The sequence below is a fragment of the Nonomuraea diastatica genome, from assembly GCF_004349015.1.
GTDB lineage: Bacteria > Actinomycetota > Actinomycetes > Streptosporangiales > Streptosporangiaceae > Nonomuraea > Nonomuraea diastatica.
The window spans coordinates 1-24671 of record NZ_SMKP01000103.1 but is presented as its reverse complement, the minus strand read 5'-3'; the positions used below and the strand labels follow the sequence as shown (position 1 = coordinate 24671).

Below are 24671 nucleotides of genomic sequence, written 5' to 3'. Positions count from 1 at the left end.
ATCAGGACTTGACGGCACCGGCGATGCCCTCGATGAAGTACCGCTGCAGCACGATGAACAGCACGACGACCGGCAGCAGCGAGATCGTCGCCGCGGCGGCCATGCCCGACCAGTCCGTGGCGTTCTCACCGACGAACGCCAGCATGCCGACGCTGACGGTGCGCAGGTCGGGCCGCGAGAACGTGAAGACCAGCGGCAGGAAGAACGCGTTCCAGGTGGACAGGAAGGTCAGCACGGTGACCGTGGCGGTCACCGGCTTGGCCAGTGGCAGCATGACGCGGAAGAAGATGGTGGCGAAGCCGGCGCCGTCGATGAGCGCGGCCTCGGTCAGCTCCTTGGGGATGCCGCGGAAGTAGCCGAAATAGAGCAGGATGGCCGCCACGTTCGCGGCGCCCGACATCGCCAGGATGATGCCGGTCAGCGAGTTGAGCAGGCCGAGCTTCTGGGACAGGTCGACCAGCGGGATGATGGTGTACCCGGCCGGGACGAACAGCGTGGCCACCAGGACGCCCATAATGATCTTGCGGCCGCGGAACTCGTGACGCGCGAGGACGTACCCGGTCATGGCGCACCTGACCACCACGACCACCACCGTGCACACTGTGACGATCACGGTGTTCAGCAGGTATTTGCCGAACTCCGCCTCAACCCACGCGCGCTCGTAGTTGGCCCACTCCGGTGCGTCCGGCAGCAGGTCGAGCCCCTTGGTGAACACCTCGGCCGACGTCTTGAACGACGCCGAGACCATCCACAGGAACGGGTAGATCCAGATCAGGCAGCCGATGGCGAGCGCGGCGGCGGCCAGCCACCAGGGCAGCCGGCGCAGGACCTCGGCCGCGTTCACGCCATCCCCCTGGTCCGGCGGGTGGCGCGCATCGCGAGCAGTTGCACCATGCCGACGACGCACACGAACAGGCCGAACAGCACGGCGGCCGCGGACGCGTACCCGAGCCGGGGGACTGTCGCGGCGAAGGCCCACCGGTAGATGTACACCTCGATCACCTCGGTCGAGTAGAAAGGGCCGCCGTTGGTCATGGTCAGGACGAGGTCGAAGACCTGCAGCGACGCCTCGATCGAGAGCAGGGTGATGATCACCAGGAAGGGCTTGAGCAGCGGCATGGTGATGTGGCGGAGCGTGGCCAGGGCGCCGGCGCCGTCGAGCCGGGCCGCCTCGTACACCTCGTTCGGCACGGTCTGCAGCGCGGCCAGCCAGTAGACCAGGGTGATGCCGAACCACTTCCACACGTACACGCCGATCGTCGTGCCGAGCGCCGTCGAGGACTGCCCGAGGAAGTCGATGCCGTCCGGTGCCAGTCCTACCTCGCGCAGCGCGAGGTTCACGGGGCCGCTGGCCGGGTCGAAGACGAACTGCATGACGACGCCGACGATCGCCGTGGTGGTGACCACCGGCAGGAACAGGGCGGTCCTGAACAACTTGCGCAACGGCATGCGCGGCGAGTTGAGCACGATCGCGATCAGCAGCGTGGCGAGCACCTGGATCGGCACCGCGACGAGCATGAACGTCAGCGTCAGCCGGAACGAGCTCCAGAACATCGGGTCGGCCAGGACTTCCTGGTAGTTGGTCAGGCCGATAAACGAAGGGCTCGCGTCGAACCCGTTCCAGTCGGTGAGGGAGTACACGTAGCTGCCGACGATCGGGTAGACCGTGAACGCGCCGTACAGGAGCACGGTTGGGGTCAGGAACAGCCAGACGTACAGGGTGGTGCGGTCGCGGCGCCGACGCGCCGCGGAGGGGAGTACGACCGTCATCCGCGCGCGCCCGTGGTGCTCTCGTCGACCATCAGCCGCCACGGCGCCTCGAGCTGCACGGGGGCGCTGCCGTCGCCCTCGACGCGCTCCAGCAGGCGCCGCACGGCCAGCTCGGCGATCTTCTCCTTGTCGGGCACGACGGTGGTCAGCGGCGGGGTGGCGAACCGGCCCTCCTCGATGCCGTCGAACCCGGCCACCGCGATGTCCTGCGGCACCCGCAGACCTCGCGCCAGGATCGCCCGCATCGCGCCGAGCGCCAGCAAGTCGTTGTAGCAGAACACCGCGTCCGGCGGTTCCGGCAGGTCGAGCAGCCGCTCCATCGCGAGCAGGCCGTCCTGGCGCTGGTAGCGCAGCACCGGCACGGTGAGCTCGGCACGCAGGGGCAGCCCCGCCTCCTCCAGCGCCTGCCGGTATCCGACCGACCGGTGCGCCGCGGTGTTGCCCACCGGCCGGTCCACCAGGCCGATGGCGGCGATCCGCGTCCGGCCCAGGGAGGCCAGGTGCGCGGTGGCGCTCCTGGCGGCGGCGGTGTCGTCGATGGCGACGTGGTCCACGCCCTTCACCCGCACCTCGCCCAGCGTCACCGCCGGGCACCGGCCCGCCCAGTCACGCAGCTCGTCGGGGGACAGGCCGAGCGGGCTGAAGATGAACCCGTCGAAGAGGGCGGAGCGGTCCCGCCGCATGACGATCTGCCGCTCCCGTTCCGCCACCCCCTCGGTGCGGTCGATCAGCACCGTGTAGCCGCGTTCCTCCGCCTGGTCCACCACGTGGGCGGCCAGCTCAGTGAAGTACGGCACGTCCAGCGGCAGCACGAGGGCCAGCAGGTTGGAGCGCCCCCGGTTGAGGCTGCGCGCCGCGACGTTGGGCCGGTAGCCGAGCTCGTCCAGGGCCCGCTGGACCTGGGCGCGGGTCTCCTCGGACACGTACGCGAAGTTGTTGACGACGTTGGACACGGTCCGTACGGAGACTCCCGCCAGCCGCGCCACGTCTCTTTGGGTCACCAAGGTCGTTCACCTTCCGGTCGGAAGCCGGTGACATTTCAGTAGTGAAGAGTCTTGCCGCGCGGCATGCCGCGTGGCAAGAATGAATTAGCCACGCGGCGACATTTTTTACGACACGTTCACGGGCCGCACGGTGAAAGGCAGGACCGATGACCGCGATGACTCGGCGAGGGTTCCTCGCCGCGGCGGGTGCCCTGACGGCCGTGGCCGCGACCAGTGCGTGCGGCGGGAGTGGCGGTGCTGGGGGTGGCGGTGCCGGTGGCAACTCGCTGACCTGGTGGGACCACCAGAACCAGCTCCAGTCGGCGAAGAAGGAGATCTTCGCCCAGTTCGCCAAGAGCCCCGGCGGCGCCCCCGTCCAGTACACGTACTACAATCCCGCTAAGCTGGGCCAGGCGCTGCAACTGGCCAAACAGAGCAACCAGCTTCCCGACCTGCGTAGCAACGCCGGGCTCACGCTGCCCGCCGCGGCGCTCGTCGCCGCCGGATGGTCGCAGCCGCTGGAGCTCAGCGCCGAGGCGAAGGCCCGGGTCCAGGACTCGCTCATCGAGGGCCTGCACATGTTCGACGGCAAGATCTACGCCTTCCCCATCTTCAGCCACCAGACCTACTCCGCGGTGACGTGGTTCAACAAGGAACTGGTCGCGCGTGCCGGGCTGGATCCAGAGGCGCCGCCGAAGACGTACGACGAGTTCCGGGCCGCGGCGCGCGCAGTGCAGAGCAAGGGCGTCGGCCAGATGTACGGCTGGGTGTGGAACATCGGCATGCCGATACGGCTGGCCGAGCAGGTCAACGACCTGGCGCAGGCGGCCGGGTTCGCCGGGGCCGGCGGTGTCCGCTACGACAACGGCGAGTTCGCCTTCCACTCCGAGGAGTACCTCGATGTGATCGAGTTCCTGGTCTCGCTGAGCCGGGACAAGCTGCTGGTGCCCGGGGCGAACTCCTGGCTGGACGACGTGGCCCGGGCCCGGTGGACCGCCGGGATCGCGGCGTACTACTTCGACGGCCCCTGGTGCCCCGGCGTGGCGCTGAAGGCGACGCCCGGCTTCGCGGACAAGCTCGGCGTGGGACCGATCCTGACGCCGCAGGCCGGCACCGAAGTAGCCACCTACCATGTGCCGCAGCCTGGGGACTACTGGTTGTCCTCGACGAGCAAGAACGCCGCGCTGGCGAGCAAGCTGCTGAGCGAGCGCTTCACCACGGAGGAGTACTCGCGCCGGGTCGCCGACACCATGTCGCAGCCGCCGCGCGACATCTCCGTCGTCGACCAGTCCCAAGCGCACCCCGCCTACAAGAAGCTGATCGGCTGGTTCAAGGAGAGCGTCTTCCTGGCCCCCGAGCCGATCGCCGGCAACAAGGCCCTCCAGCAGGTGCAGATCGCCACCAAACCGGTCACCCCCACTCTTGGGGACATCGTCCAGGGCGCGCTCACCGGCGACGTCACCGACGTGCGCGCGGCGCTGACCAAGCTGTCCAGCGACAGCGCCGCCATGCGCGAGACGGCGATCGCGGCGGCCAAGGCCAAGGGCGCGCAGGTCAGTCTGGACGACTACGCCTTCCCCAACTGGAAGCCGCGGACGGACTACACCAAGCCAATGTACGCCGAGCGCTGACGGAGCACCGTGAACCGACCCAACATCGTGCTGATCATGACCGATCAGCAGCGGGCGGACTGGACGGCCGCGAGCGGCTTCCCCCTGGACACCATGCCCTTCCTCGACGGACTGACGGGCGGCGGTACGCGGTTCCGGCGGGCGTACACCACCTCGCCGCTGTGCGTGCCCGCCCGGATCAGCCTGCTCACCGGGCGCTACCCGTCCGCGCACCGCGTCCGCCAGAACAGCGCCGCGCGGCACGTGCTGCGCGGGGCCGACCTGGTGGACGTGCTCCGCGACGCCGGGTACGCGCTGCACCTGGCGGGCAAGACGCACTTCCACCGCGAGCGGGCCGACTTCGACACGTTCGCGGCGCCGTACTGGCATGATCGCGGTCCGGACGGCGCGGCGACGCCCGAGCAGGCCCGTTTCGAGCAGTGGCTGGCCGAACTAGGCCACTCGGTCGGGCACGAGCCGACGCCATTCCCGGTGGAGTGCCAGTTCCCGTACCGGATCGTGGACGGCGCGATAGACGCCATCGATCGGACCCCCGCCGACCGGCCGTTCTTCACCTGGTTGTCGTTTCCCGAACCGCACAACCCGTACCAGGTGCCGGAGCCGTACTTCAGCCTGTTCGACCCCGACGAGATGCCGGAACGGCTCGCGGGCCCCGAAGGCGCCGCGCGCAAGGGCGGCATGTACGCCTGGCTCGTGGTTCCTGCTGGCGGAGGTCAGCCCGCTGTCGCCGCCGCTCACCCAGCAACTGCCCGATCCCCTCACGCTCGCCATCGGCTCGCTGATCACCCTGCTGACGGCGAGCGTGCTGGAGGAATTCTTCTACCGGGCCTGGCTGCAGACAAGACTGGAGGCCCTGTACGGCAGATGGCCCGCGATTCTCGCCTCCGCGCTGCTGTTCGCCGCGATGCACGTCAGCCACATCAACCCCGAGGCCATCGGGGTCGGCATCGCCTCCGTTGTGGCGGCGCAGGGGATGTTCGGCCTGATGCAGGGCTACCTGTGGGCGCGCTATCGCAACATCTGGGTGATCATCCTCATCCACACCATCGTCAACCTGGTCTACGTGGACATGTTGATCTGAGTGGGCATTTGATTTGAGTAGATTGCTCCTTATGTTCTAGTAGGTGCCTCGCCAGGTTGGGGTGGTCTCGTCCGTTATGCGTTTGGTGAGGTTGTCAATCGAGGCGATGTAGATCATGGATTCGCGGCCGACGATCTTCTTGGTGGCGTCCGTTCCCTGGCTGGTCAGGGGTACGTTGGTGGAGGTCTTGACGCTCTGGGTGTCGATCACGGAGGCGGTCGGCTCGGGCGCCCGGCTTTGACGCGGGCCAGTCCGGTCAGGTCGTAGTTGAGTTGGGCGAGTATTCCTTCGTCGCGCCAGGCCGCGTAGTAGGCGTACACGGTGTTGTGCGATGGGAAGTCATGCGGTAGGTATTTCCAAGCAATTCCCGTGCGGTTGACATAGAGAATCGCATTGAAGACGTCCCGTAGTTCGACCGAGGCCGGTTGGCCGGTGGGCCGGCGGTCGAGCCTGGCCTGCCGCCAGGCGGTCAAGGTGGGCTCGATCAAGGCCCAGGGGGCGTCGGAAATGTCGCTGGGGTACGGCTTCCGTTCGCTCATGGCGGAGCTTCTACCCGAAAGATGTGATCGTTAGTGGGCTTCTGCTAGTTGGGGAGCGTCTACCACATTTCTAGACCAGACGGATGTGAGCGCTATTTCATCATCAAAGGGTCGCTCGCATGGGCGACGAGGGCCACACAAAGCTACACGTACAGGGAAAAGAGCCCAAAATGCTGCGACTACAGAGCTGGGCATACGCAAACCAACCATGCCTAAACGCCCACTCAGGACTAGCCGGGGTGGCGGCTCGCCGTAGCTATGGGAGGTCCAGGCCATCACCGGAGGCAGCCGGAGGTCAAGGGGAGGCCAGCGATGCTGACGCACGTGGAATTACGCCGGACGGCGGGTGGGCTGCAATTAACGTTCATGCCGCAGGGCTGGTCAATGCGCGTCCATCACGACGATGCGGCTGCTGGCGCGCGCGATGATGGCCGATCAGCGTTAGCGCTGGTGCTCTCGCGCTTGACAGTCAGGAGGGCTGGACCTGGTCGAAGAGAGCGAGGGCTTCGGCGGGGTCCGGGCTCACGAGGCGTTCCAGACCGGCCGTCGTGATCTTCGCCCACCTGCCGGCTCGTGCCCACATCTGTTCCTCGAAGGCGCGGACGGCCTCGTCCAGATCTCCAGGGGCGGTGGCGATGGACTCGGCGAGTTCGGCGCCTTCCAACATCGCGAGGTTCGCGCCCGCCCCCAATGGGGGCATCAGATGGGCGGCGTCGCCCAGTAGCGTCACCCCAGGGACGTGGGTCCAGGTGTGGGACACGGGCAGGACGTAGAGGGGGCGGTGGACGAAAGCGCTGCCGTGGCGGAGGAGGTCGAGGACGGGAGCGGCCCAGCCGTCGAACAGAGCCAGCAGACTCGATCGCACGGCCTCGACGTCGGCCAGGTCCAGGTTCGTGTGCCAGTCCAGCGGCGCGCGGAACTGGGCGTACACCTTGACGTGACCGCCGCTGTTGCGCTGGGCGACGAGAGCTCGGTTCACGCCGTACACAGCCACGGAACCGTCGCCGATCAACCGGGCGAGGTCAGGGTGGCGGGTGTCTACGTCGTCGAGGGAGGTCTCGACCAAGGTGACGCCGGTGTAGTGCGGCGTCACCGACGAGACTGCCGGGCGGATCCGGGACCAGGCGCCGTCCGCGCCGACCACGAGGTCGAACGCTTCGTGTCGCCCGTCCGCGAAATGGACCAGTACGCCCTCCCGGGTCCCCGGCACCACCTGCGTCACGCCCCGACCCCACCGGACGTCGAGAGGGCCGAGCAGTAGGTCACGGAGTTGCCCGCGGTCGATCTCGGGATTGGCCCGGTCATCTGGACGGGGTCGCCAGTCGCGCAGGACGGTCCCGTCCGCGTCCAGGATGCGCATGGCCTGCCCCTCGGGGCGAGACTGCGCCTGGAACTCCGCCAGCAGCCCCGCCTTGTCCAGCGCGAGCTGGCCCAGCCCTTCGTGCAGGTCCAGCGTGCCGCCCGGGGGGCGGGCGTCGGGGGTGGGATCGCGTTCGAGGACGGCGACGGGGTAGCCATGGCGGTGTAGGACACGGGCGAAGGTAAGGCCGGCAGGGCCGCTCCCGACCACGGCGATACGATGTCTCATGCCGATACACTGTATTTCGACATCGCAATGCATCGCAACGGAACGGTGTGACCATGACTGTGTGGGATCGGCCGGAGCCGCCGGCTCGCCCTGTGCCGCTCGACCGGAAGCGGATCGTCGCCGCCGCCATCGCGCTGGCCGATGAGGGCGGGCTGGAGGCGGTGTCGTTGCGCAAGGTCGCCGCCCAGCTGAACGCCGGCCCGATGCGGCTGTACGGACACATCTCCACCAAGCAGGAGCTGTTCGACCTCATGGTGGACGAGGTTCAGGGCGAGATTCTCCCCGAGGAGCAGCCCGGTGACTGGCGGGAGGCGCTGCGCATCCTCGCCCACCGCACCAGGCAGGCCGCTCTCCGTCACGAATGGCTGGCCGACCTGCTCGGCGGCCGCCCGACCCTGGGCCCGAACGGCCTCGCCGTGACCGAGGCCACGCTGGCCGCCCTCGACGGCCTCGCCGACATCGACACCGTCATGCGCGCCGTGGAGACTGTCAGCGCCTACTTCACCGGCGCGATCAGGCGCGAGATCGCGAACCTGCGGGCCGAGCACGCCACGGGCCTGTCCAAGCGCTACTGGCAGCGCGCCTCCGGCCCGCATGTGACGAGGATGTTGGCCACGGGCCGCTTCCCGGCGCTGACCAAGGCCGTGTACGACGGCACGGACGTGGACGCCGAGGCATCCTTCGCGACCGGCTTGGACTGGGTCCTCGACGCCGTGGCCGCCAAACTCACCCGGCCGCTGACGTGACGCTCAGCTCTTGCCGAACGCGACCGCCAGCCTCTGACGGACATCCGAAACAGCTTCTCAGCTTGTTCTTTAAGTGCGCCACGAGCGCAGAAGGTGAGGTTGTTGTGTAGGTGACCTTGCTTGATGCGGTGCTGTGCAGGAGATGAAAGTCTGGCCCTTCGGCGTCGCCCTGCGGGGGAGATGCCAAACCGCCCCAGAGCTGCGTTGGCTGAAGACCGTCGTGGTGAGCGTCTGGGAAAAGGCGTACGTGATGCGTCAGGTGAGGGCCGGGAAGGGGCGCAGGTCCTCTACGAGGTGCCGGGTCAGGCGTAGCTGGGTGTAGGCGGCGATGACGAGCCAGGTCCACACGTCGGCGGCCCGTGGGTTGCGGATCTTCGGCGCGGTCCAGCCGAGCGTCTACTTGAAGAGCCGGAACGTATGCTCAAGATCGAGTCTACGGAGGAACGCCTGCCACAGCAGGTCGACCTGAGCGGCCGGCAGGCCGGTGGCCGAGGATTACAGCCAGACCGGCTTGGGACGGGCATCGCCTGGCAAGTGCTCGACGGTCAGCCGATTCAGCGTGCCCTCGATGATCGGCAGCTCACCGTCATACTCGATCCAGGCGGCGCGGCGGGTGAGCCGATGATGCAGCGGGAAGGCGCTTACCGTACGAAACGGGTTCCGTTGCAGGTCCACCCCCGACTCCACCCGGAGTGCGGCGACCCTGCTGGAGCTGGAGGCGTTACAAGCGCGGTTATGGCAGGAGTGGTACGCCGGTGCCGACGCGCTCAGTTTCACCGAGACGCGCAAGGTCGGAACGGGTGAGGTCGTCGCCGCGTCCGTCCACAAGATCACGTGCAAGCTGAAGACCGTGCAGGGCCCGGCCAAGCTGGGCTTCAACCTCCAGTTCACGATCGTCCCCGACGCCCTGGCAAGCCATGTGAAGAATCTGGGCCAGGCGGAGGTGGAGCAGTGCAAGACCTGCATGAGAGCACCTACGCGCCCGGCCAAGCCGCGACGGCCACGCCGCTCGTTGGACAACAACCAGGCCGACCTGTGGGTCAACCTAACTGTCGAAAGCCAGCCAATAGAGGTGTTCCTGGAGGCGACACGCGACGCGAACAGCCCGTATGACCCTGAGTGAAAGAGGCACGCGGTTTGAGCTGAAATTATCCGAACCTACGTGCCTAGGCACCGATGGAGATGCCGAACTCCGCTTCGATGAGTTTGAACATGACGTCCCAGGTCTTCCATTCGGTGTTGGTGTGGACGGCGATGGTGTGCCGGTCGTCGGGGGTGCCGACCGCGAAGAACCAGGATCCCCATAGGCTTCCCCCGACACCGCGCAGCGTCTGGCCGCCCGTCGCCTGCTTGCCGAACTCGAACACGCCCAGCCCGTATCGGGCGTGCGGCACCCAGTGGCCACCCTCGGTGGAGACCGTGGTCCACATCTGCCGGTGCTGGGCGGGCGGCAGCAGGCTGCCACCGGCCATCGCGTTGACGAAGCGGATCATGTCGCCGGTGGTGGAGACGACATTGCCAGCCGACCAGGCCAGGGAGGAGTTGAGCTCGGTGACGTCCAGGGGCGGGAGGCCGGGATCCTCCATCAGCGATTCCCAGTTCTCAGGGGTGACTGTCGCAGGGTCGACGCCGTCCTTGAAGAACAGGTTGGAGTACGCTCGCGGGTGCGGATCGGGGTATCCGGTGTCCTGGGCAGGACGCACGCGGGTGCGGGTCAAGCCGAGCGGCTGGATGACCCTGCGCTCGACCTCTTCGGCGTAGCTGCTGCCGGTGGCCTTCTCGATGATCGCCCCGGCTAGGTGGAAGCCGCCGTTGGAGTACTCGAAGCGTTCGCCGGGTTCACCGACCGGCGGCTGGGAGAGCGCCACCCTCAGCAGTTCCTCGGTGGTGAATTCGTCGAAGCGATGGTGGAGGAACCCGGGGCGGGTGGCGTAGCGGTGGGTCACCTCTGGTGCCAGGCCGGTGGCGAACAGCCCGCTGGTGTTGCTGAGCAGGTGCCTAATGGTGACCTTGTTGCCGTCGTAGCCGTTGACGTTCAGTACGCCGGGCAGCCACGTGTTCACCGTGTCGTCGATGCTCAGCCCGCCCTCGGCCTCCAAGGCTAGAAGGACTGCGGCGGTGAAGGCCTTGCCGCTGCTGCCGACGTGCAGGTATTCCCCCGGCCTGCGTGGGGAGCCGATCTGGATGTCGGCCATGCCGGCGGTGGCGAACCAGGTCCGGTGCCCGTCCTCGACATCGGCGACGATGCCGGGGATGCCGACCTCGGCCACCGCCCAGTCGAGCACCTGCTGCACTTTCTCATGCGCTGCCATTGCACTGCCCTTCTGACGTTTCTTCCGTACGTCTTCCACGGTGTCCACCGGCGCTTCCATGCCTCTTAGAACGCTCTTTGAGCCGGCACGGCGCCACTTTCAAGAGCACGTGCACGACTATGTCCTCATAGCCTTTGTGTATGCGGATTGAGGTGCTGGGACCGGTCCGGGCCTATGCCGACGATGGTGCGCCGATCGATGTAGGCGGCGTCATGGTTCGTGCGCTGCTGACCCGGCTGGCACTGGCCGAGGGCGAGACGGTGTCGGTCGATGCACTCGTTGATGGCCTGTGGGGGGAGCGTCCGCGCGGGGGCACCGTCAATGCGCTGCATGGGCTGGTGCATCGGCTGCGCAAGGCTCTGGCCGGGGCCGGAGTCGTGGAGAGGGCGGCCGGCGGGTATCGCCTGCACGTGGGCGCGCAGGACGTCGACGCCTATCGGTTCGAGGAGAAGGCGAAGCAGGGCGGTCGCGAACTGGCTGCGGGCGCCGCGCAGCGAGCTGACTCGCTGCTGGACGAGGCGCTGGCGCTGTGGCGGGGAGACGCGCTGGCCGACGTGCGCGATGCCCCCTTCGCCGGTAAGGCCGGCGCGCGGCTGGAAGAGCTGCGCGTCGGGGCCATCGAAGACCTGTTCGAGGCGAAGCTGCGACTGGGCTGTCACGACGAGATCTTGGCCGATATGGCGGTGGTGGCTGCCGGCCACCCGTTGCGCGAACGGCTGGCCGGATTGCGCATGCGAGCCTTGCACGCGGCCGGCCGCCAGTCCGATGCGCTGGCCGTGTTCGAACAGGTCCGCAGTACGCTCGCCGACGAGCTGGGCGTCGATCCGTCCGAGGAATTGCGCAAAACGCACCTGGCAGTGTTGCGGGGCGAGCTGGAGATCCCCGAGGTGGAACAGGCTCGGCCGGAGGCGGTGCCGGGACGTCTGCCGGCCCAGTTGACCAGCTTCGTCGGCCGGGCGGAGGAGCTGAGATTGCTGGCCGGGTTGCTGGAGACCTCTCGGCTGGTCACCGTTGTCGGTCCTGGGGGCGTGGGGAAGACCCGGCTGGCCGTGGAGGCGGTGAGTCGGCATCGAGCCCATCGGCGTGGCAGGGTCTGGCTCGTCCCCCTGACCGGGGTGACCACGGCGGACGGGCTGCCCGAGGCGGTGCTGGGCACGCTTAGTATCGCCGATGCCCGGCCGTCCGGTACCCCGCTGGAGCGGGTGGTCAATCTGCTCGCCGGTGGTGAAGGCGTGCTGGTGCTCGACAACTGCGAACAGATCTCCGGCCCCGTCGCGGAGTTCGCCGGGCAGCTGCTGCAGCGCCAGCCGTACGTGACCATCCTGGCCACGAGCCGTGAACCGCTGGAAGTCATGGGTGAGACGCTGTGCCGTCTGGGCCCGCTCGAACTGCCGCCGGCGCACGCGGATTCCGCCCAGGCCGGCGAGTCGGCCGCCGTGCGCCTGTTCCTCGATCGCGCGGCAGCCGTGCAGCCCGGCTTCACGCGGGACACGCCGACCGCGGCCCCGATCATGAACATGATCGTGGATATCGTGCGCAGGCTGGACGGGCTGCCGCTGGCCCTGGAGTTGGCCGCGGCGCGGCTGCGAACCATGAGCGCCGACCAGATCGCCCGGCGGCTGGATGACCGCTTCCAGCTGCTCAACGCCGGTAACCGGGCCGCCCAGCCGCGGCAGCAGACACTCCATGCGGTCATCGAATGGAGCTGGGACCTCCTCACCGATCACGAACGGACGCTGGCCCGCCGAATGTCGATCTTTCCGGCGCGAACCGGGCTCGCCGCGATCGAGGCGGTCTGTTCTGATGAGACGCTCCCCGCGGGCGAGGTCTTCTATCAGCTGAACTCCCTGGTCGACAAGTCCATCGTGGAGCGGGCTGGTGACGGCTACCGGATGCTGGAGACCATCCGAGCCCATGCAGCGGACAAGCTTCGCCTCGCAGGGGAGGCCGAAGCCGTCCTGCGCAGGCTCGTGCGGCACTTCGCCGACCTGGCCGAGGAACATGAGGCGCTGCTGCGCTCAGACAAGCAGGTGGAGTCGCTGCGGCTGTTCCGGACCGAGTACGACAACCTGATGTCCGCCCTGCAAACGGCCATCGATGGCGGCGACGGCCAGACCGCGGCCCGGATGCTCGGGCCGCTGTACTGGTACTGGGTCATGCTCCGCTACGACGCCCGGGCCGACGCCTACGTCGCCAAGGTCGCGGAGTTCGGCGACGCGCTGCCCGCGGACGCCCGGGCCGCGTTCACCGCGATCCACCTGGTGGCTGGCGAGGGCGGGCCGATCAAAGACCCCGAGCGGCTGCGTGCGCTCATCGACGACTGCGCGCACACGGGCGCGCTGCGGCGTTATCCGATGCTGCTGACGATAGCCGTGATGATGGCGGCGATACTCGGGCTGGACGAGCTGGTCGACCAGGAGATCGTCCGGGTGCGCAGCGACTCGGACCGCTGGGCGATCGCCTGCACCTTCATGATCGAAGCCCTGCGGTATCGCGAACGGGGCGACCGGGACGGTTCCGCGACCGCGATGGCAGCGGCGCTGCACGCGTTCGAGGAGGTGGGCGATCGGTGGTGGACGGGAAAGACGCTGCAAGGGCTGGCGCAGATCCACGCCATCGGCGGCGAACATGACGAGGCGATCGCCGCATACGAACGCGCCATCGCTATCGCGAGCGACCTCGGCTCGCAGGATGAGGTGTCAACCCGGCTCGGGCTCGCCACCGAACGCATGCGAGCCGGCGACCTGGCCGGCGCCCGGCACGACATCGAAACCGCCGAACGGGCGGCCTGGGAGCGCGGTCAGCCCGTCCTGGAGGTCGAGGTCCTGGGCAGCCTGGCCGAGCTGTATCGCCGCTTCGGCCAGATCGAACGGGCAAACCAAGAGCTCGACCGGATAGAGACACTCGCCCTCCGGCTGCATCTTTCGGCCGAGACCATTGAGAACCTCCTGGTGCCCGCCAGGATGGCGAACCTCCTCACCGCCGGAGACGCCGCACCCGCGCGCGAGCTGCTGCCCCGTACCGTGCAGGCGGCGCAGGCACGCATGGACACCCCCTGGGCCGCCCAGCTGCTGGCCCGGCTGCTGTTCCTGGAGGACGATCCCGCCGGCGCGGCCACCGCGCTCGGCCTGAGCCAAGCCATCCGCGGCACCTTCGACCACGGCGACACCGAACTGCTCTCCCTTGCGGAGGCGCTCGCGAAACGGCTCGGCCCAACCGAGTACGAAACCGCCTACCAACGCGGCGCCGAGATGACACCCCACGAGGCCACCGACCGGCTGACAAAGCCGCGCGGATAACGGGGTTGAGGAACCTGCGGAGAGCCGTTGGCGGCACCGGCGAGTTACCTGGCGGGAGGCTTCGACCTGTGGCCTGATCCGGCAGGGCAGCCTGTCGGAATTAGGTGGTTTCCCGACAAGTCTCTCACCAGGGCGTGACGAGCATCCGAACGAAAAGTCCCGTTAGCAAAGCAGCGTTGAGCGGCTTGCCGTGACTTTCCGTTCAAATGCGTCTCACCGAAGGGTTTTCGCAGGTCATGACGGATGGAGTCAGGTGGCCCGAACGGCTGTGACACGGGCGGCGAACACGCGGTGCGCCTTGCGCTCGGTCGGGCCGGCATCGGCGAGGGCAGCGCTCTGCTCCAGCACGGCGCGGTGGAATGCGAGCGGGGCCGTGATGCGGACCGAGTAGCCGTGACCGCGGCGGATGGTCCGCCCGGAGGCGAGGGCCTGGCGGATGGTTGCATCACCGGTGGTACGCAGGTGATCGGCGAGTAGTCCCGGCGGATCGAGGATCACGTCCGGGCCCAGCGCGGGCACGCGGCGCTGCTCGCCGGTGTCGGTCGGCGGCGCGTCGAGCAGGTCGGGCAGGTTGCGGGCGCCGGCGGCGTCCAGGACACGGCGGATGGTCTTGGGGGCGACCTGGTGACGTCGGACGGCGGCACCCTGGCGGTACTCCATCGACGATGGTGGCCGCCTTGTCCTGGTCAAGGGTGGCGGGGCGGCCGAGGGTCTTGCCGGCGGCGACGCTTTCGCGGGTGTTCTCGCCGATCATGTCGCGCTGGAACTCCAGCACAGCGGCCAGGACGGAGACCATCATCTTGGTGCCGGGGTCGTCGCTGGCCAGGTCGATGCCGGACAACAGTCCGGATTCGACGCGCAGGTGCAGGCCGCGGCGGATGAGCGGGCGCAAGGCGAGGATGTCGGCGACTGAGCGGAACAGGCGGGCGCCGCGACATCGTCCGCAAGACCAAGAACGGCCTGGAGACCGCCCGAAAGCAAGGCAAGGTCGGAGGCCGCCGCCCCGTGGTCACGACGACAAACGCGCCGCGATCCTCGACCGCCGCCGGCGCGGGGAATCCATCCGCACCATCGCCGCTGGGGTGAAGGTCTCCGTAGGCGTCGTCCACAAAACCCTCGCAGCCGCTGCCGAGGGTGATCCCACTGACCAGCCCCCGACTCCCTGAGGAGACGATGGCCTCACAGTGACGCGCATCCAGCCTCCTCAAGTAACGCCGTCACCCTCCTCTTGCCATCTCCCGCCGACAGGTTCGGCGGCAATCTCCAGCAATTCATCACAAAAAGACCGCACCCTGGGGCGTGACCGATCATCGACAGGACCGATGTCCCGGGCATGGTGGAGTGAGCACTCCCCGCCGGCTCGCGCCTACAGCCCGCCCGTCAGTCCCAAGGCCGGTGTCCACAGCTTTCCTCTCAGTGAGTCAGGAGGGCTTCTCAGTACGTCGTTGACGATCACTCCGGACCAAGCCGCCGGAGACTGGTGCGGTGCCGAGGTCGCTGTCGCCGTCCTCGTGGCGCAGCACCCAGTCGTCGAGGTCGAGGGCCGTTTCCAACGGTTCCCTGGCCATGTGGGCCCGCAGGCTGGTCACCTCGCACGTGGCTCCGCCCGGGCGAGCCCTCTCGAAGGAGAGCAGTTCTTCCCGGAAGGCGGCCTCGAACATCGCAAAGCGCACCCAGGCGGTGCGGGGAGACACCTCCAGTACGTCGCCGATGAGTTGCCAGTCGGCGCCGCCCACGCGCTCGAACACGGCGGCGGCTTCGAAGAACCGCTGCGCGGCGGCGAGCACTCGAGCGGCGTCGGCGAGCACAACTCCTGGCGCACGGGTGGTGCCGTCGGGGTTCAGCTCATGCTCGCCGATCGGGACAGAGGCACGCGCGAGGTCGGCCAGTTCGCATGCTTCGTAGGCCATCACCAGCCTCGCTCGAGCCGCGTCCGTGTAGGGTGCGGTGGCTCCGGCGCCACTTTCGGTCATGTCAGTCAGCCTCAATTCCCGACGATGGGTGGTGATCACTGCGGCTCCCCCGTGTGGTCAGCCGCGCAGGAAATACAGGACGGTCGTGATCACGGCGGTCGCCAGGAGGACGCCCCGCAGCAGCCAGGTGGGAAGACGGCGGGCGAGGTGGGCGCCGGCGAAGCCCCCGGCCACCGCGCCGACCAGCATGGCGGCGAGGACAAGCGGAGCGCTCAATGCGTTCGAGGCGATGAGGAACAGCACTGCCGCGCTGAGATAGATGGCCGCAAGTTGGGCGATCCGCATCGGGTTGCTGACCGCGGCGTCAAGGCCGAGGCCGATGCTCCACAGGGCCAGCATCATGATGCCTACGGCTCCACCGAAGTATCCGCCGTACACGGCGAGGAAGAACTGTCCGATCAGGACGGCGGGTGAACTCATCCTGACCGAGTGGCCCAGCGCGCTGCCCAGCGCCCTGGAAAGGTGGCGGCCAAAGGCAAGGATCGCTGTGGCGAAGGCGAGCAACCACGGCAACGCGGCGTCGAACGACGATGCGGGCAGCACCAGCAGCAGGCCGGCACCGACTCCACCGCCCATGACACTGATCGCTGTCAGCGCCATGGTGGACGTAGGCCCAACAGGGCTGAGCTCACGACGGTACACCCACGCGCTGGCCACGGCGCCGGGCACTAGGGCGACCCGCGACACCGCGTTGGCCGTCACCGGCGGCATCCCGAAGGCGACGAGTGCGGGCAGCGCCACGAAGGTTCCTCCTCCCACGATCGCGTTCAGGGCGCCGGCGGCGACACCGGCCAGCAGGACAAGAAAGAGCTCAAACACACGCCGAGCATCGCCCGTGACGAGCGTGTCCACAATGCGGAATCGTCTCACCCAGCCTAAGGCTGAGACATAGGCTGAACCTGTGCGCTATGACTTGGACGACTTGCGGCTCTTTCTCCACGTCGTCGCGGAGGGGTCGATCACTGCGGGCGCTCATCGCATGCACCTGAGCTTGCCTTCGGCCAGCGCGCGCGTGCGCGCACTGGAGCATCACGCCGGTGTGTCGCTGTTGATCCGCGGTCGGCGGGGCGCGCGGCCTACGCCGGCCGGGACGACCTTGGCCCGCCACGCGCGCGAGGTGCTCGCCCAAACCGCGCGACTCGACAACGCCGTCGCGAGCTACACCCGGTCCTCGACCGCTCCCTTGACCTTGTTGGCGGGCGGCTCCGCGATGCACCGCCTCGTGCCACAGGCCTTGATCTCGTTCCTCGGGTCTCACCCGGATGTCGACGTCACGGTGTCCGAGTGCCGCACCCCGCAGACGATTCGGATGCTCGCCGCCGGAGAGGCTGACTTGGGGATCGTCCTCGATGACGAAGCCGGCGACAGCGGCCTGCATATGGAGCCCCTCGGCGACGATTCCCTGGTCGTGATCGGCCAGGCCGGAGGGATCCTCGCGGGACGGACCGCCCTGACCTACCGCGAGGTCGCTGAGCACCCTCTCGTCGGCCTCGACGCCGGCTCCTCGCTGCGCCGCTGGATCGAGAAACACCTGGGGGACCACGCTCCAGTGGTGCGTCACCGCACCACTGTCGCCGATCTGAATGTCCTCGTCTCCCTGGCCGCCGCGGGCGTCGGGCTCGCTGTCGTCCCGGGTCGCGCCATCGATCCCCGCCAGCCCGTCGACGTGTGCGAACTGCGGGAGCCCTGGGCTCGCCGCCACCATCTACTGGCCTGGACGGTGAAGGACCACACTGGGTCGACGGCCACCGCGGCGCTTGCCGAACACCTGCGCCACGCGGCCGGGTCCGATCCGACCGCCCGCCACGCGCCCGAAGACCCCGTCAGCCAGCAGTTCTTTCACGACGGCTGATCGAACACCGAAGGGTATAAGTCTTCCTTGTCCTGTCAGAGCTGGATGGACTTCGTCTCAAGGAACTCGGCCAGGCCGTGCCGCCCCATCTCCCGACCGATGCCGGACCGCTTGTAGCCGCCGAACGGAGCGAGCGGATTGAAAGCGCCGCCGTTGACGTCGATCTGCCCGGTACGGACCTGACGCGCGAAGGCAAGCGCGCGATCCTGGTCCGCGGACCAGGATCGCGCTGTGCAGACCGAACGCGGAGTTGTTCGCGATCGCCAGTGCCTCGTCCTCGCCGTCGAACGGGATGACCGACAGGACGGGACCGAAGATCTCCTCCTGGGCGATCACCGAGTCCGGATCGACTCCGCCGAACACGGTCGGCCGCACGAAGTAGCCGCGCTCGAAGCCGTCAGGCGCCGTGTTACCGCCAGCCACCAAGCGAGCGCCGCCTTCGATGCCTTGCCTGATGAATCCGTGCACCCGGTCGCGCTGGGCAGCGGACACCAGCGGCCCGAGCTTGGTTTTCGGATCGAGTGGATCGACCTGGCCCCCATCCCGGTCACGGCCACGGGACCGGACCTCGACGCGCTCGATCAGCTGTGCCGCGTCCGGCCCGTCCGCGCGATCTACATGATCCCCGCGGCCCTCACGATCAAGGCACCGCCTACCAGCACCGCCTTCAACCAGCACGCCGACCAGGCATTCCGGCTTCGCGAACTGGACGAACTGCTCGGCGGTTCAGCGCTGCGGTAGTCGGTGGTGTGCAGGTGCTCACCCTCGAAGTCCCCGCATGCCAGGATAGTGCGGAACGTATGAGCGCCACCACGGTGCCGGTCGCACTGATCACGGTCCTGGCCTGCCAAACGCCCTGATCGGTCTCCACGATCACGTGAGCGTCGCCCCGCCGTACGGCCTGAACCACCACCGAACGCAGGACTGGCAGCTCGTAGCGCCGCTCGTAGTCGGCCAGACGGGCGACGACCTCGGCGGCGCTCGGGTAGCAGCCGTCCGGCGGAATGGGCATCATGCGGCAGGGCAGCGAGCTGCACCGGGCGGGCGAAAACAGGCGCAGGATGTCCCAGGCGGACGGCCGTCATACGGAAAGCAGTTCCAGCTCGACGCGTTCCGGAGCAGGCTCGGTGAGCGGGGTGAACAGGGCGCCGAGCTTTTTCACCACCTCGGGGATGATGCGGTAGTAGACCCAGGTGCCGCGGCGTTCGCCGTCGATCAGCCCGGCGGTGCGCAGCACCTTGAGATGGTGGGAGATCGTGGGGGCGGTCAGGTCGAACACGCCGGTCAGGTCGCACACGCACGCCTCGCCGCCGGTATGGGAGCCGATCATCGACAGCAGGCGCAGGCGTACCGGGTCGGCGACCGCCTTGAGCAGCGTGGCCAGCTCGGCGGCGTCGTTCTCGGAGAGCGGCTCGCGGGCGATGGGCGCGCAGCACTGGGTGGTGGCGGGGGCGGCCATGACGCGACTCCTTAATTCGATGTCGGTCTAAATTTTAGGCGGTGGTAGGCGAGCAGCGCGAACGCCGCCGTCGCGCACGCGGACAGGCGGGTCTGCAGGCCGGTGGTGATCAGCCGGCCGGTCACCGACGGCACGCCCAGCAGCCCGGCCAGGGTAGCGGCCAGGACGGGCGGTGTCCGATAACCTGCCGGTCACAGTGCGACGGCGCACGACGAATGCGTGCAGCAGGTCGCCGCCACGCCGTAGACCAGGGCGAGGATCACCAGCGCGGTGCGCCAGCCGTACCGGTCGACCTCTCCGCCCTCGACCAGGCCAGCACCGCTGCGGCGCCCAGCAACGACCCCGCCGTCGTCAACGCGCGCCCGCCGCGGGCGTCCAGCCACCGGCCGATCAGCGGCGCGCACAGGGCCGCGATCAGGATGGACAGGGTGAGGGCGGCGGCGATCTGGGTGTTGGTGGCGTGCAGGTCGCGCGCCATCGGGGCGAGGAAGACGGAGAATGCGTAGTAGAGCACGCCGTAGCCGATGGTCTGGGTGACGGCCAGCGCGGCCACCACCCGCCAGCCCTGCTGGTTGCGCGACGGAGCGCCGCCCCCGATGGCGGGAACGGCGCTGTCGGCTGTGGTGCTCACGCGCGCTCGCTGGAGCAGGAGATGAGCCTTCGCCCGCTGGCGGTCGTCACCCATGCGCCATCTGCGGTTTCGGTGATGAAGCCTTGGGCTTGCAGACGCCAGGTGAGCGTGCCCGCCATGCGGGCGATCGCCCTGGCGAAGCCGGGGTTGCTGCTCGGCCGCCGGGCCCGGAGCAGCCGGCGGCCCAGCCGCTCGGTCTCCAGCCGGCCGTGGTCACAGATGAGGCGCAGCGCCTCCTTCTGAGCGGCGGTGGGGTATCCGTCGGACATCGTCCAGTGTTCTCTTCAGCCGCAGCAGCCGCCGCCGGACTCCGCCGAGGCGGTGGCGCCGACCGTAGCGAGCGGAAGCGGGGCGGACAGCAGCCCGCCGCTGACGCCGGTGGCCAGGCCGACGCGCTGCTCCTGGGCTTCGGCGAGGTTGGAGGAGCACACGCCGGTCTCGGGCAGGTCGAGCTGGACGTCGCGGGCGGCCTGCCAGTCTCCGGCCAAGGCGGCGACCACGGAGCGGACCTGCTCATATCCGGTGGCCATGAGGAACGTGGGGGCGCGGCCGTAGCTCTTGACGCCGACCGCGTAGTAGCCGGGCTCGGGGTGGGCGAGCTCGTCCACGCCGTGCGGCGGGACGGTGCCGCAGGAGTGCTGGTTGGGGTCGATCAGCGGTGCCATCTGACGGGTGGAGCCGAGCACCGGGTCGAGGTCGAGACGCAGTTCGGAGGCGATGGAGTGGTCGGGGCGGTAGCCGGTCGCGCTGATGATGCGATCCGCCGTCACGCTCTGCCCGTGTCCGGACGGGTCACGGCTGACCACCTCGACGCCTTCCGCTGTGGCGTTCACGCGATGGGTGAAGAAGCCGGTCAGCAGTGTGATGCGGCCGGATTCGACGTGGGCGCGCAGCCGCGTGCCCAGCGCCCCACGGGCCGGGAGTGCGTCGGCGTCGCCGCCGCCATAGGTGCGTGCCGCGCTGCCGCCGCGGATCGCCCAGGTGATCGGCGTGTCCGGCAGCTCGGCCAGGGCCAGCAGGGTGGTGGCGGCCGAGTGCCCGGCCCCGACCACCAGCGTGTGCTTGCCCTCGTAGCGGTCGCGGTCGGCGCCGAGCACGTCGGGCAGGGCGTGGTCGACGAACACCGCACCCTCGCCATGCGCCTGCAGGCCGCTCGCGCCCAGCACGTTCGGACTGGTGTAGGTACCGGATGCGTCGATGATCGCCCGGGCCTGCAGCTCGCTGCCGTCGTCCAGGCGGACCAGGAACGGCACCTCGTCGCGGCCTGCCGTGCGGACCCGGTCGTAGCCGAGGCGGCTGATCGCGGTGACCTTCGCGCCGAGGCGCACCTTGTCGCGGAACAGCTTGGCCAATGGGGCGAGGTAGTCATCGATGAGCTCGGCGCCGGTGGGCAGCCACTCGCCGTCCGGCGCGGTCCAGCCGTCGGCCTCAAGCTGGCGGCGGGCGGCGGCGTCGATGTTGTACTTCCACGGGCTGAACACGCGCACGTGTCCCCACTGCGCGACCGAGGCGGCGATCCGGTCGCTGGCCTCCACCACCAGGAAGTCGATGCCGCGCTCGGCCAGGTGCGCGGCGGCGGCCAGGCCGACCGGCCCGGCGCCGATCACGACGACCGGCAGCGCGCCGGTCTGCCCGGGGGTGGTCTGCTGAGGGGTGGTGAACTGCTTGATCTCGATGGCGGTGGTGCCACAGCAACTGTCACTCATGACTGCTCTCCATGCAGTGGGGTGGGTCAGCGGTACGACAGGCAGAAGGTACGGGCGCGCTCGACGGCGGCACCGGCGCGGCAGGTGGTGTCGCCCACCTGAGCGGCCTTCTCGTCGAAGGTGACGTCCGAGGCGGGCGAAGCGGTCCGGCGCAGGCGGGGGCGCATCGCGCACCTGCTGAATAGAAGTTCATCTAAGCAGGGGCCATCATGCGCCACTGCTTAGAGATTTGTCAAATTAGCTGAATGGCAGGTCAGAGGCCGACCTGGGCGGAGGCGTCCCGCACGTGAGCGGCCAGCGGGCCGACGACGTAGGCGGCATCCCGGCTCACGCCGCGGAGCGTGTTGGAGGCGAACGAGCGCTGGAACTCCAGCCCCAGATAGACCAGCCCGGGCAGCACGGTGGAGGCGCCGCCCTGGTGCAAGGGCAGACCCTCGGGGGTGAGGACGCCGAGCGGGCGCAGGTAGTCCAGGCTCGGCAGGTAGCCGGTGGCCAGCAGGACGACGTCCACCGGTTCGCGTTCATCGCCAGGCCAGACGACGGTGTCGCCGTCGAAGCCGGTGAACATCTCCCGACGCTGCAGCCGGCCGGACTCGAGCGCGGCGCGGTAGTCGCCGGTGTCCATCACCAGCGTCTGCTGCACGCTGTGGATCAGCCATTCGGGCGGCAGGTCGTCGAAGCCGCTGCTGGTCAGCCAGTGGTGCACGTCGTGGCCCTCGCGCCGCTGCGGCAGGAATGCCAGCGGCCGGCGCGAAGCGATGCTCACTTGCGCGACCTCGCTCAGCTCGTACGCCACCTGGACGGCCGAGTTGCCGCCGCCCACCACCACGACGCGCAGCCCGGCCAGGTCCTTGGGGTCGCGGTAGTCGGCAACGTGCAGCACCTGGCCGGTGAAGCTCTCCTGGCCCGGCCAGGCCGGGCGGACCGGACGGGAGAAGGAGCCGCTGGCGGCCACCACGCCACCGGCCCTCACCTCCTGGCCGTCGGTGGTGCGCACGACGAACGCCCGGCCATCGCGCTCCACCGCCTGCACCGGCGTGCTGGTACGGATCTCCACGTCCAGACTGGCGGCGTATCTGTGCAGGTAGTCGGTGACCTCTTCACGGCGGGGATAGTGGTCGGGATCGCCGGGGAAGTCCAGGCCGGGCATGGCGCTGAAGCGGGCCGGCGAGAACAGGGTGAGGCTGTTGTAGTAGCCGGGCCAGGAGCCGGCCGGCTGGCCACCGGCCTCCAGGATGAGCGGGGTCAGACCGGCATCGCGGACAGCGCGGGCGGCGGCCAGGCCGGACTGGCCGGCCCCCACGATGACGACGGGATCAGGGGATCTGGTCATGGCCGGACCATATATCTCTGTTTTCAGATATGTCAAAGCACGGATATGGTGGTGGGATGAGCCCGCAGGAGGTGGTGATGGCCCAGCAGGCGGCCGGCGCCGAAGCCGCGACGGACAGCGATCAGTGCTGCCCGGCCGACCCGCCGCCGGAGGCGACCGCCGAGATCAGCCCGGCCGTGCACGCCTTCCTCAAGGCCCTGGCCAACCCGGCCCGCCAGCGCATCATGCTGCTGTTCGCCCGCGGCGCCGAACTGTCGGTCAACCAGGTCGCCGAGCTGGCCCAGATCGGCCAGCCCCGCGCCTCCGAGCAACTCGCCGAGCTCAAACGCGGCGGCATCCTGACCTCCCGCAAACAGGGCAAGGTCGTGCTGTATCGCGCGGACAAGCAACGCGTCGTCCAAGCACTCGCCGACCTGCAGGACTACCTGAAATTCTGCTGCTGACCCCCGCCGCTGACGGCGAGCTCACCTGGCCGGGCGGGCATGTCATGGAAGGGGCGCAGCGGGGAGCCGACGTCGGCGCGGGTGAAGGCGTAGCGGCCCAGGAAGTCGATGGGCTCGTACGGGATCGGCGACAGCCGCGCGCACGTCTCGTCGGTGACCGGGAAGCCTTGGGCGCGCAACTGCTGGACGGCGGCGTCGATGTACAGGCTGTTCCACAGCGATGACCGCGTTCAACGCCAATCCCAGGCTGCCCAGCTGATCCTCCATGCCCTCGCGGTAGCGCTGGCGCAGCTGGCCCCGGTTGCCGAAAGCGATCTTCCGAGCGAGCCGGTGCCGGGGCCTCCTTTGGCGTCTGCGGGGATGCGGCCGTTCGAACCGTGCCATGACGCGCCGCACAGAGCTCAGCCTGAGGCGCCCTCTCTGTCAGACTTCTGTGACACGTGGGACGTACGAGTCTTTTTACTGCGAAGCAGGGCGAGACGGGACGATTAAGACAGTGACGATGGCCCTTGCCGACCAGGCCGCCATCACGGGGCCGGATGGGCGGGTGACCGATGAGCAGCCGGCCGGCCCAAGCGGCGGACGTTCACCAAGGCCTACACGGCGCGAATCCTCGCGGCTTTCGACGCGCTGCCCGAGGGCAGCCCCGAGCGGGGTGCCCTGTTGCGCAAGGAACGGCTGTATCACTCCTGCATCGAGCACTGGAGAAAGCAGACCGAGAACGGAACCCTGGCCGCCTCGACCGGCAAGCCGAAAGGAGACACCGAATCTGAGGAACTGGCCCGGCTGCGGGCGGAGAACAAGAAGCTCAAAGCCGACGCTGTCAAGCTGGCCTCCGCAACGAGAAACTGGCGGGCGAGCTGGGCAAGTCCAAAACCGCGTTGGATATCGCGGGAAAAGCATTCGCGCTGCTTCAGGACATCTCAAGCGGCGCGGACACCGACGAGAGTTGAACCGGGTCCTGGATAAGTATTTTTCCGGCCATGGAGTAATCGGTCGGCATGGTCAGGGCATGTGAGTATTCGGGAGATCCCGGGCCACGGTGTACCGGGCACCGCATCCGCGTCTGCCCGTTCAAGGACCAAGTCGGCTGTTTCACCACCCGGCCGACTTACGCGCGTAACACCTGATCCAGGCGGGGCGAGCGGGCGGACAGCGAGGTGATGGCCTCGCGAATGTAACGCCAGGCGGTGGCCCACCCGCGTTCCGCAGATGTGTAGCGAGAAAGGCACACAGATCTGCGGTCTGAGCTGCGGAAACGCTTGCGGGCACGCTGATGCGGCGTGTCACTAGGCGTGAGTGTTGTGCCTGGTCAGGCGTCTGCG

The 24671-nt window shown here is 68.6% G+C and carries 26 protein-coding genes and 5 pseudogenes; 10 read left to right on the top strand and 21 right to left on the bottom strand.

The window, feature by feature from the left end; translation table 11 throughout:
- Position 1: 1 nt before the first annotated feature.
- The 3 genes from E1294_RS30935 to E1294_RS30925 are packed head-to-tail and all read right to left on the bottom strand — an operon-like array spanning position 2 to position 2771.
- Positions 2-844 carry a carbohydrate ABC transporter permease gene (locus E1294_RS30935; protein WP_220448027.1) on the bottom strand — a complete coding sequence of 281 codons (843 nt, stop codon included), beginning with the start codon at positions 842-844 and terminating at the stop codon, positions 2-4.
- Positions 841-1770, bottom strand: coding sequence for a carbohydrate ABC transporter permease (locus tag E1294_RS30930; RefSeq protein WP_132514250.1), 930 nt, complete (start codon positions 1768-1770; stop codon positions 841-843). Before E1294_RS30930 ends, E1294_RS30935 begins: the two co-directional genes overlap by 4 nt.
- Positions 1767-2771, bottom strand: coding sequence for a LacI family DNA-binding transcriptional regulator (locus tag E1294_RS30925; protein ID WP_246083403.1), 1005 nt, complete (start codon positions 2769-2771; stop codon positions 1767-1769). The genes E1294_RS30930 and E1294_RS30925 overlap by 4 nt, the downstream gene beginning before the upstream one ends.
- 149 nt (positions 2772-2920) lie before the next feature.
- On the opposite strand from E1294_RS30925, the gene E1294_RS30920 reads away from it, so the two are divergent.
- From E1294_RS30920 to E1294_RS57820, 3 genes and pseudogenes are all read left to right on the top strand, one after another.
- A complete protein-coding gene (locus E1294_RS30920) occupies positions 2921-4384 on the top strand; it encodes an extracellular solute-binding protein (protein WP_132514246.1) in 1464 nt (487 codons plus the stop codon).
- Between the two features lie 36 nt (positions 4385-4420).
- Positions 4421-4930 (top strand): annotated as a pseudogene (locus E1294_RS58285) (sulfatase-like hydrolase/transferase); the annotation flags it as partial.
- A complete protein-coding gene (locus E1294_RS57820) occupies positions 4908-5465 on the top strand; it encodes a CPBP family intramembrane glutamic endopeptidase (RefSeq protein ID WP_342775101.1) in 558 nt (185 codons plus the stop codon). The pseudogene E1294_RS58285 and the gene E1294_RS57820, both read left to right, overlap by 23 nt.
- A gap of 36 nt (positions 5466-5501) precedes the next feature.
- Here E1294_RS57820 and E1294_RS30905 read toward each other — a convergent pair.
- A pseudogene (locus E1294_RS30905) lies at positions 5502-6004 on the bottom strand (transposase).
- Between the two features lie 469 nt (positions 6005-6473).
- A complete protein-coding gene (locus tag E1294_RS30900; protein ID WP_132514244.1) occupies positions 6474-7592 on the bottom strand; it encodes an FAD-dependent oxidoreductase in 1119 nt (372 codons plus the stop codon).
- Between the two features lie 53 nt (positions 7593-7645).
- On the opposite strand from E1294_RS30900, the gene E1294_RS30895 reads away from it, so the two are divergent.
- A complete protein-coding gene (locus E1294_RS30895; protein ID WP_132514242.1) occupies positions 7646-8338 on the top strand; it encodes a TetR/AcrR family transcriptional regulator in 693 nt (230 codons plus the stop codon).
- 495 nt (positions 8339-8833) lie between these two features.
- Here E1294_RS30895 and E1294_RS54170 read toward each other — a convergent pair whose 3' ends face one another.
- On the bottom strand, positions 8834-9013 hold the full coding sequence (locus E1294_RS54170) for a hypothetical protein (RefSeq protein WP_181958580.1): 180 nt from the start codon (positions 9011-9013) through the stop codon (positions 8834-8836).
- Positions 9014-9188: 175 nt separating this feature from the next.
- Between E1294_RS54170 and E1294_RS30885 the strand changes: the two genes are divergently transcribed.
- Entirely contained in the window at positions 9189-9461 is a 273-nt protein-coding gene (locus tag E1294_RS30885; protein ID WP_132514240.1) for a hypothetical protein, read from the top strand.
- A 43-nt stretch (positions 9462-9504) separates the two neighbouring features.
- On the opposite strand, the gene E1294_RS30880 is transcribed toward E1294_RS30885, so the two are convergent.
- Entirely contained in the window at positions 9505-10650 is a 1146-nt protein-coding gene (locus E1294_RS30880) for a serine hydrolase domain-containing protein (RefSeq protein WP_246083398.1), read from the bottom strand.
- 140 nt (positions 10651-10790) lie between these two features.
- Between E1294_RS30880 and E1294_RS30875 the strand changes: the two genes are divergently transcribed.
- Positions 10791-13949, top strand: a complete 3159-nt coding sequence (locus E1294_RS30875) for an AfsR/SARP family transcriptional regulator (protein ID WP_132514236.1) — start codon at positions 10791-10793, stop codon at positions 13947-13949.
- A 249-nt stretch (positions 13950-14198) separates the two neighbouring features.
- Here the strand turns inward: E1294_RS30875 and E1294_RS56215 are convergent, their stop codons facing one another.
- The 4 genes and pseudogenes from E1294_RS56215 to E1294_RS30855 form a co-directional block, all read right to left on the bottom strand.
- Positions 14199-14609 (bottom strand): hypothetical protein, encoded by a 411-nt coding sequence (locus E1294_RS56215; RefSeq protein WP_246083397.1) that lies wholly within the window; start codon positions 14607-14609, stop codon positions 14199-14201.
- Between the two features lie 55 nt (positions 14610-14664).
- Positions 14665-14871: pseudogene (locus E1294_RS58280) on the bottom strand (recombinase family protein); the annotation flags it as partial.
- Positions 14872-15370: 499 nt separating this feature from the next.
- The gene (locus E1294_RS30860; RefSeq protein WP_132514234.1) at positions 15371-15961 is read right to left on the bottom strand and encodes a hypothetical protein; all 591 of its coding nucleotides are present in this window, start codon (positions 15959-15961) and stop codon (positions 15371-15373) included.
- 18 nt (positions 15962-15979) lie between these two features.
- Complete coding sequence (locus tag E1294_RS30855) at positions 15980-16774, bottom strand: sulfite exporter TauE/SafE family protein (RefSeq protein ID WP_220448025.1); 795 nt, start codon at positions 16772-16774, stop codon at positions 15980-15982.
- Between the two features lie 49 nt (positions 16775-16823).
- Between E1294_RS30855 and E1294_RS30850 the strand changes: the two genes are divergently transcribed.
- Positions 16824-17774, top strand: a complete 951-nt coding sequence (locus E1294_RS30850; protein WP_132514232.1) for a LysR family transcriptional regulator — start codon at positions 16824-16826, stop codon at positions 17772-17774.
- A gap of 35 nt (positions 17775-17809) precedes the next feature.
- On the opposite strand, the gene E1294_RS57420 is transcribed toward E1294_RS30850, so the two are convergent.
- Both E1294_RS57420 and E1294_RS57415 read right to left on the bottom strand, forming a co-directional pair.
- Positions 17810-17938, bottom strand: a complete 129-nt coding sequence (locus E1294_RS57420; RefSeq protein ID WP_281284539.1) for an aldehyde dehydrogenase family protein — start codon at positions 17936-17938, stop codon at positions 17810-17812.
- A gap of 121 nt (positions 17939-18059) precedes the next feature.
- A pseudogene (locus E1294_RS57415) lies at positions 18060-18242 on the bottom strand (aldehyde dehydrogenase family protein); the annotation flags it as partial.
- On the opposite strand from E1294_RS57415, the gene E1294_RS56210 reads away from it, so the two are divergent.
- On the top strand, positions 18237-18515 hold the full coding sequence (locus E1294_RS56210; protein ID WP_246083396.1) for a hypothetical protein: 279 nt from the start codon (positions 18237-18239) through the stop codon (positions 18513-18515). The pseudogene E1294_RS57415 and the gene E1294_RS56210 overlap by 6 nt on opposite strands.
- 340 nt (positions 18516-18855) lie before the next feature.
- Here E1294_RS56210 and E1294_RS30835 read toward each other — a convergent pair whose 3' ends face one another.
- The 6 genes from E1294_RS30835 to E1294_RS30815 form a co-directional block, all read right to left on the bottom strand.
- A complete protein-coding gene (locus tag E1294_RS30835) occupies positions 18856-19233 on the bottom strand; it encodes an ArsR/SmtB family transcription factor (protein ID WP_132514230.1) in 378 nt (125 codons plus the stop codon).
- 259 nt (positions 19234-19492) lie between these two features.
- Entirely contained in the window at positions 19493-19864 is a 372-nt protein-coding gene (locus E1294_RS30830; RefSeq protein WP_132514228.1) for an MFS transporter, read from the bottom strand.
- Positions 19861-20133 (bottom strand): hypothetical protein, encoded by a 273-nt coding sequence (locus tag E1294_RS30825; RefSeq protein WP_132514226.1) that lies wholly within the window; start codon positions 20131-20133, stop codon positions 19861-19863. Before E1294_RS30825 ends, E1294_RS30830 begins: the two co-directional genes overlap by 4 nt.
- A gap of 15 nt (positions 20134-20148) precedes the next feature.
- Positions 20149-21570, bottom strand: coding sequence for an FAD-dependent oxidoreductase (locus E1294_RS30820; RefSeq protein WP_132514224.1), 1422 nt, complete (start codon positions 21568-21570; stop codon positions 20149-20151).
- 26 nt (positions 21571-21596) lie between these two features.
- The gene (locus E1294_RS53085; protein WP_165977561.1) at positions 21597-21737 is read right to left on the bottom strand and encodes a hypothetical protein; all 141 of its coding nucleotides are present in this window, start codon (positions 21735-21737) and stop codon (positions 21597-21599) included.
- 86 nt (positions 21738-21823) lie between these two features.
- Positions 21824-22903 (bottom strand): flavin-containing monooxygenase, encoded by a 1080-nt coding sequence (locus tag E1294_RS30815; protein ID WP_132514222.1) that lies wholly within the window; start codon positions 22901-22903, stop codon positions 21824-21826.
- 56 nt (positions 22904-22959) lie between these two features.
- On the opposite strand from E1294_RS30815, the gene E1294_RS30810 reads away from it, so the two are divergent.
- Complete coding sequence (locus tag E1294_RS30810) at positions 22960-23346, top strand: ArsR/SmtB family transcription factor (protein ID WP_220448024.1); 387 nt, start codon at positions 22960-22962, stop codon at positions 23344-23346.
- Here E1294_RS30810 and E1294_RS58275 read toward each other — a convergent pair.
- Complete coding sequence (locus E1294_RS58275) at positions 23325-23552, bottom strand: Tn3 family transposase (RefSeq protein ID WP_425465237.1); 228 nt, start codon at positions 23550-23552, stop codon at positions 23325-23327. The two genes, E1294_RS30810 and E1294_RS58275, sit on opposite strands and share 22 nt — an antisense overlap.
- 25 nt (positions 23553-23577) lie before the next feature.
- A pseudogene (locus tag E1294_RS58270) lies at positions 23578-23730 on the bottom strand (Tn3 family transposase); the annotation flags it as partial.
- A gap of 279 nt (positions 23731-24009) precedes the next feature.
- On the opposite strand from E1294_RS58270, the gene E1294_RS30800 reads away from it, so the two are divergent.
- Positions 24010-24315: a hypothetical protein gene (locus E1294_RS30800; protein ID WP_132514218.1), complete on the top strand. Its 306-nt coding sequence runs from the start codon at positions 24010-24012 to the stop codon at positions 24313-24315.
- Positions 24316-24671: the final 356 nt, after the last annotated feature.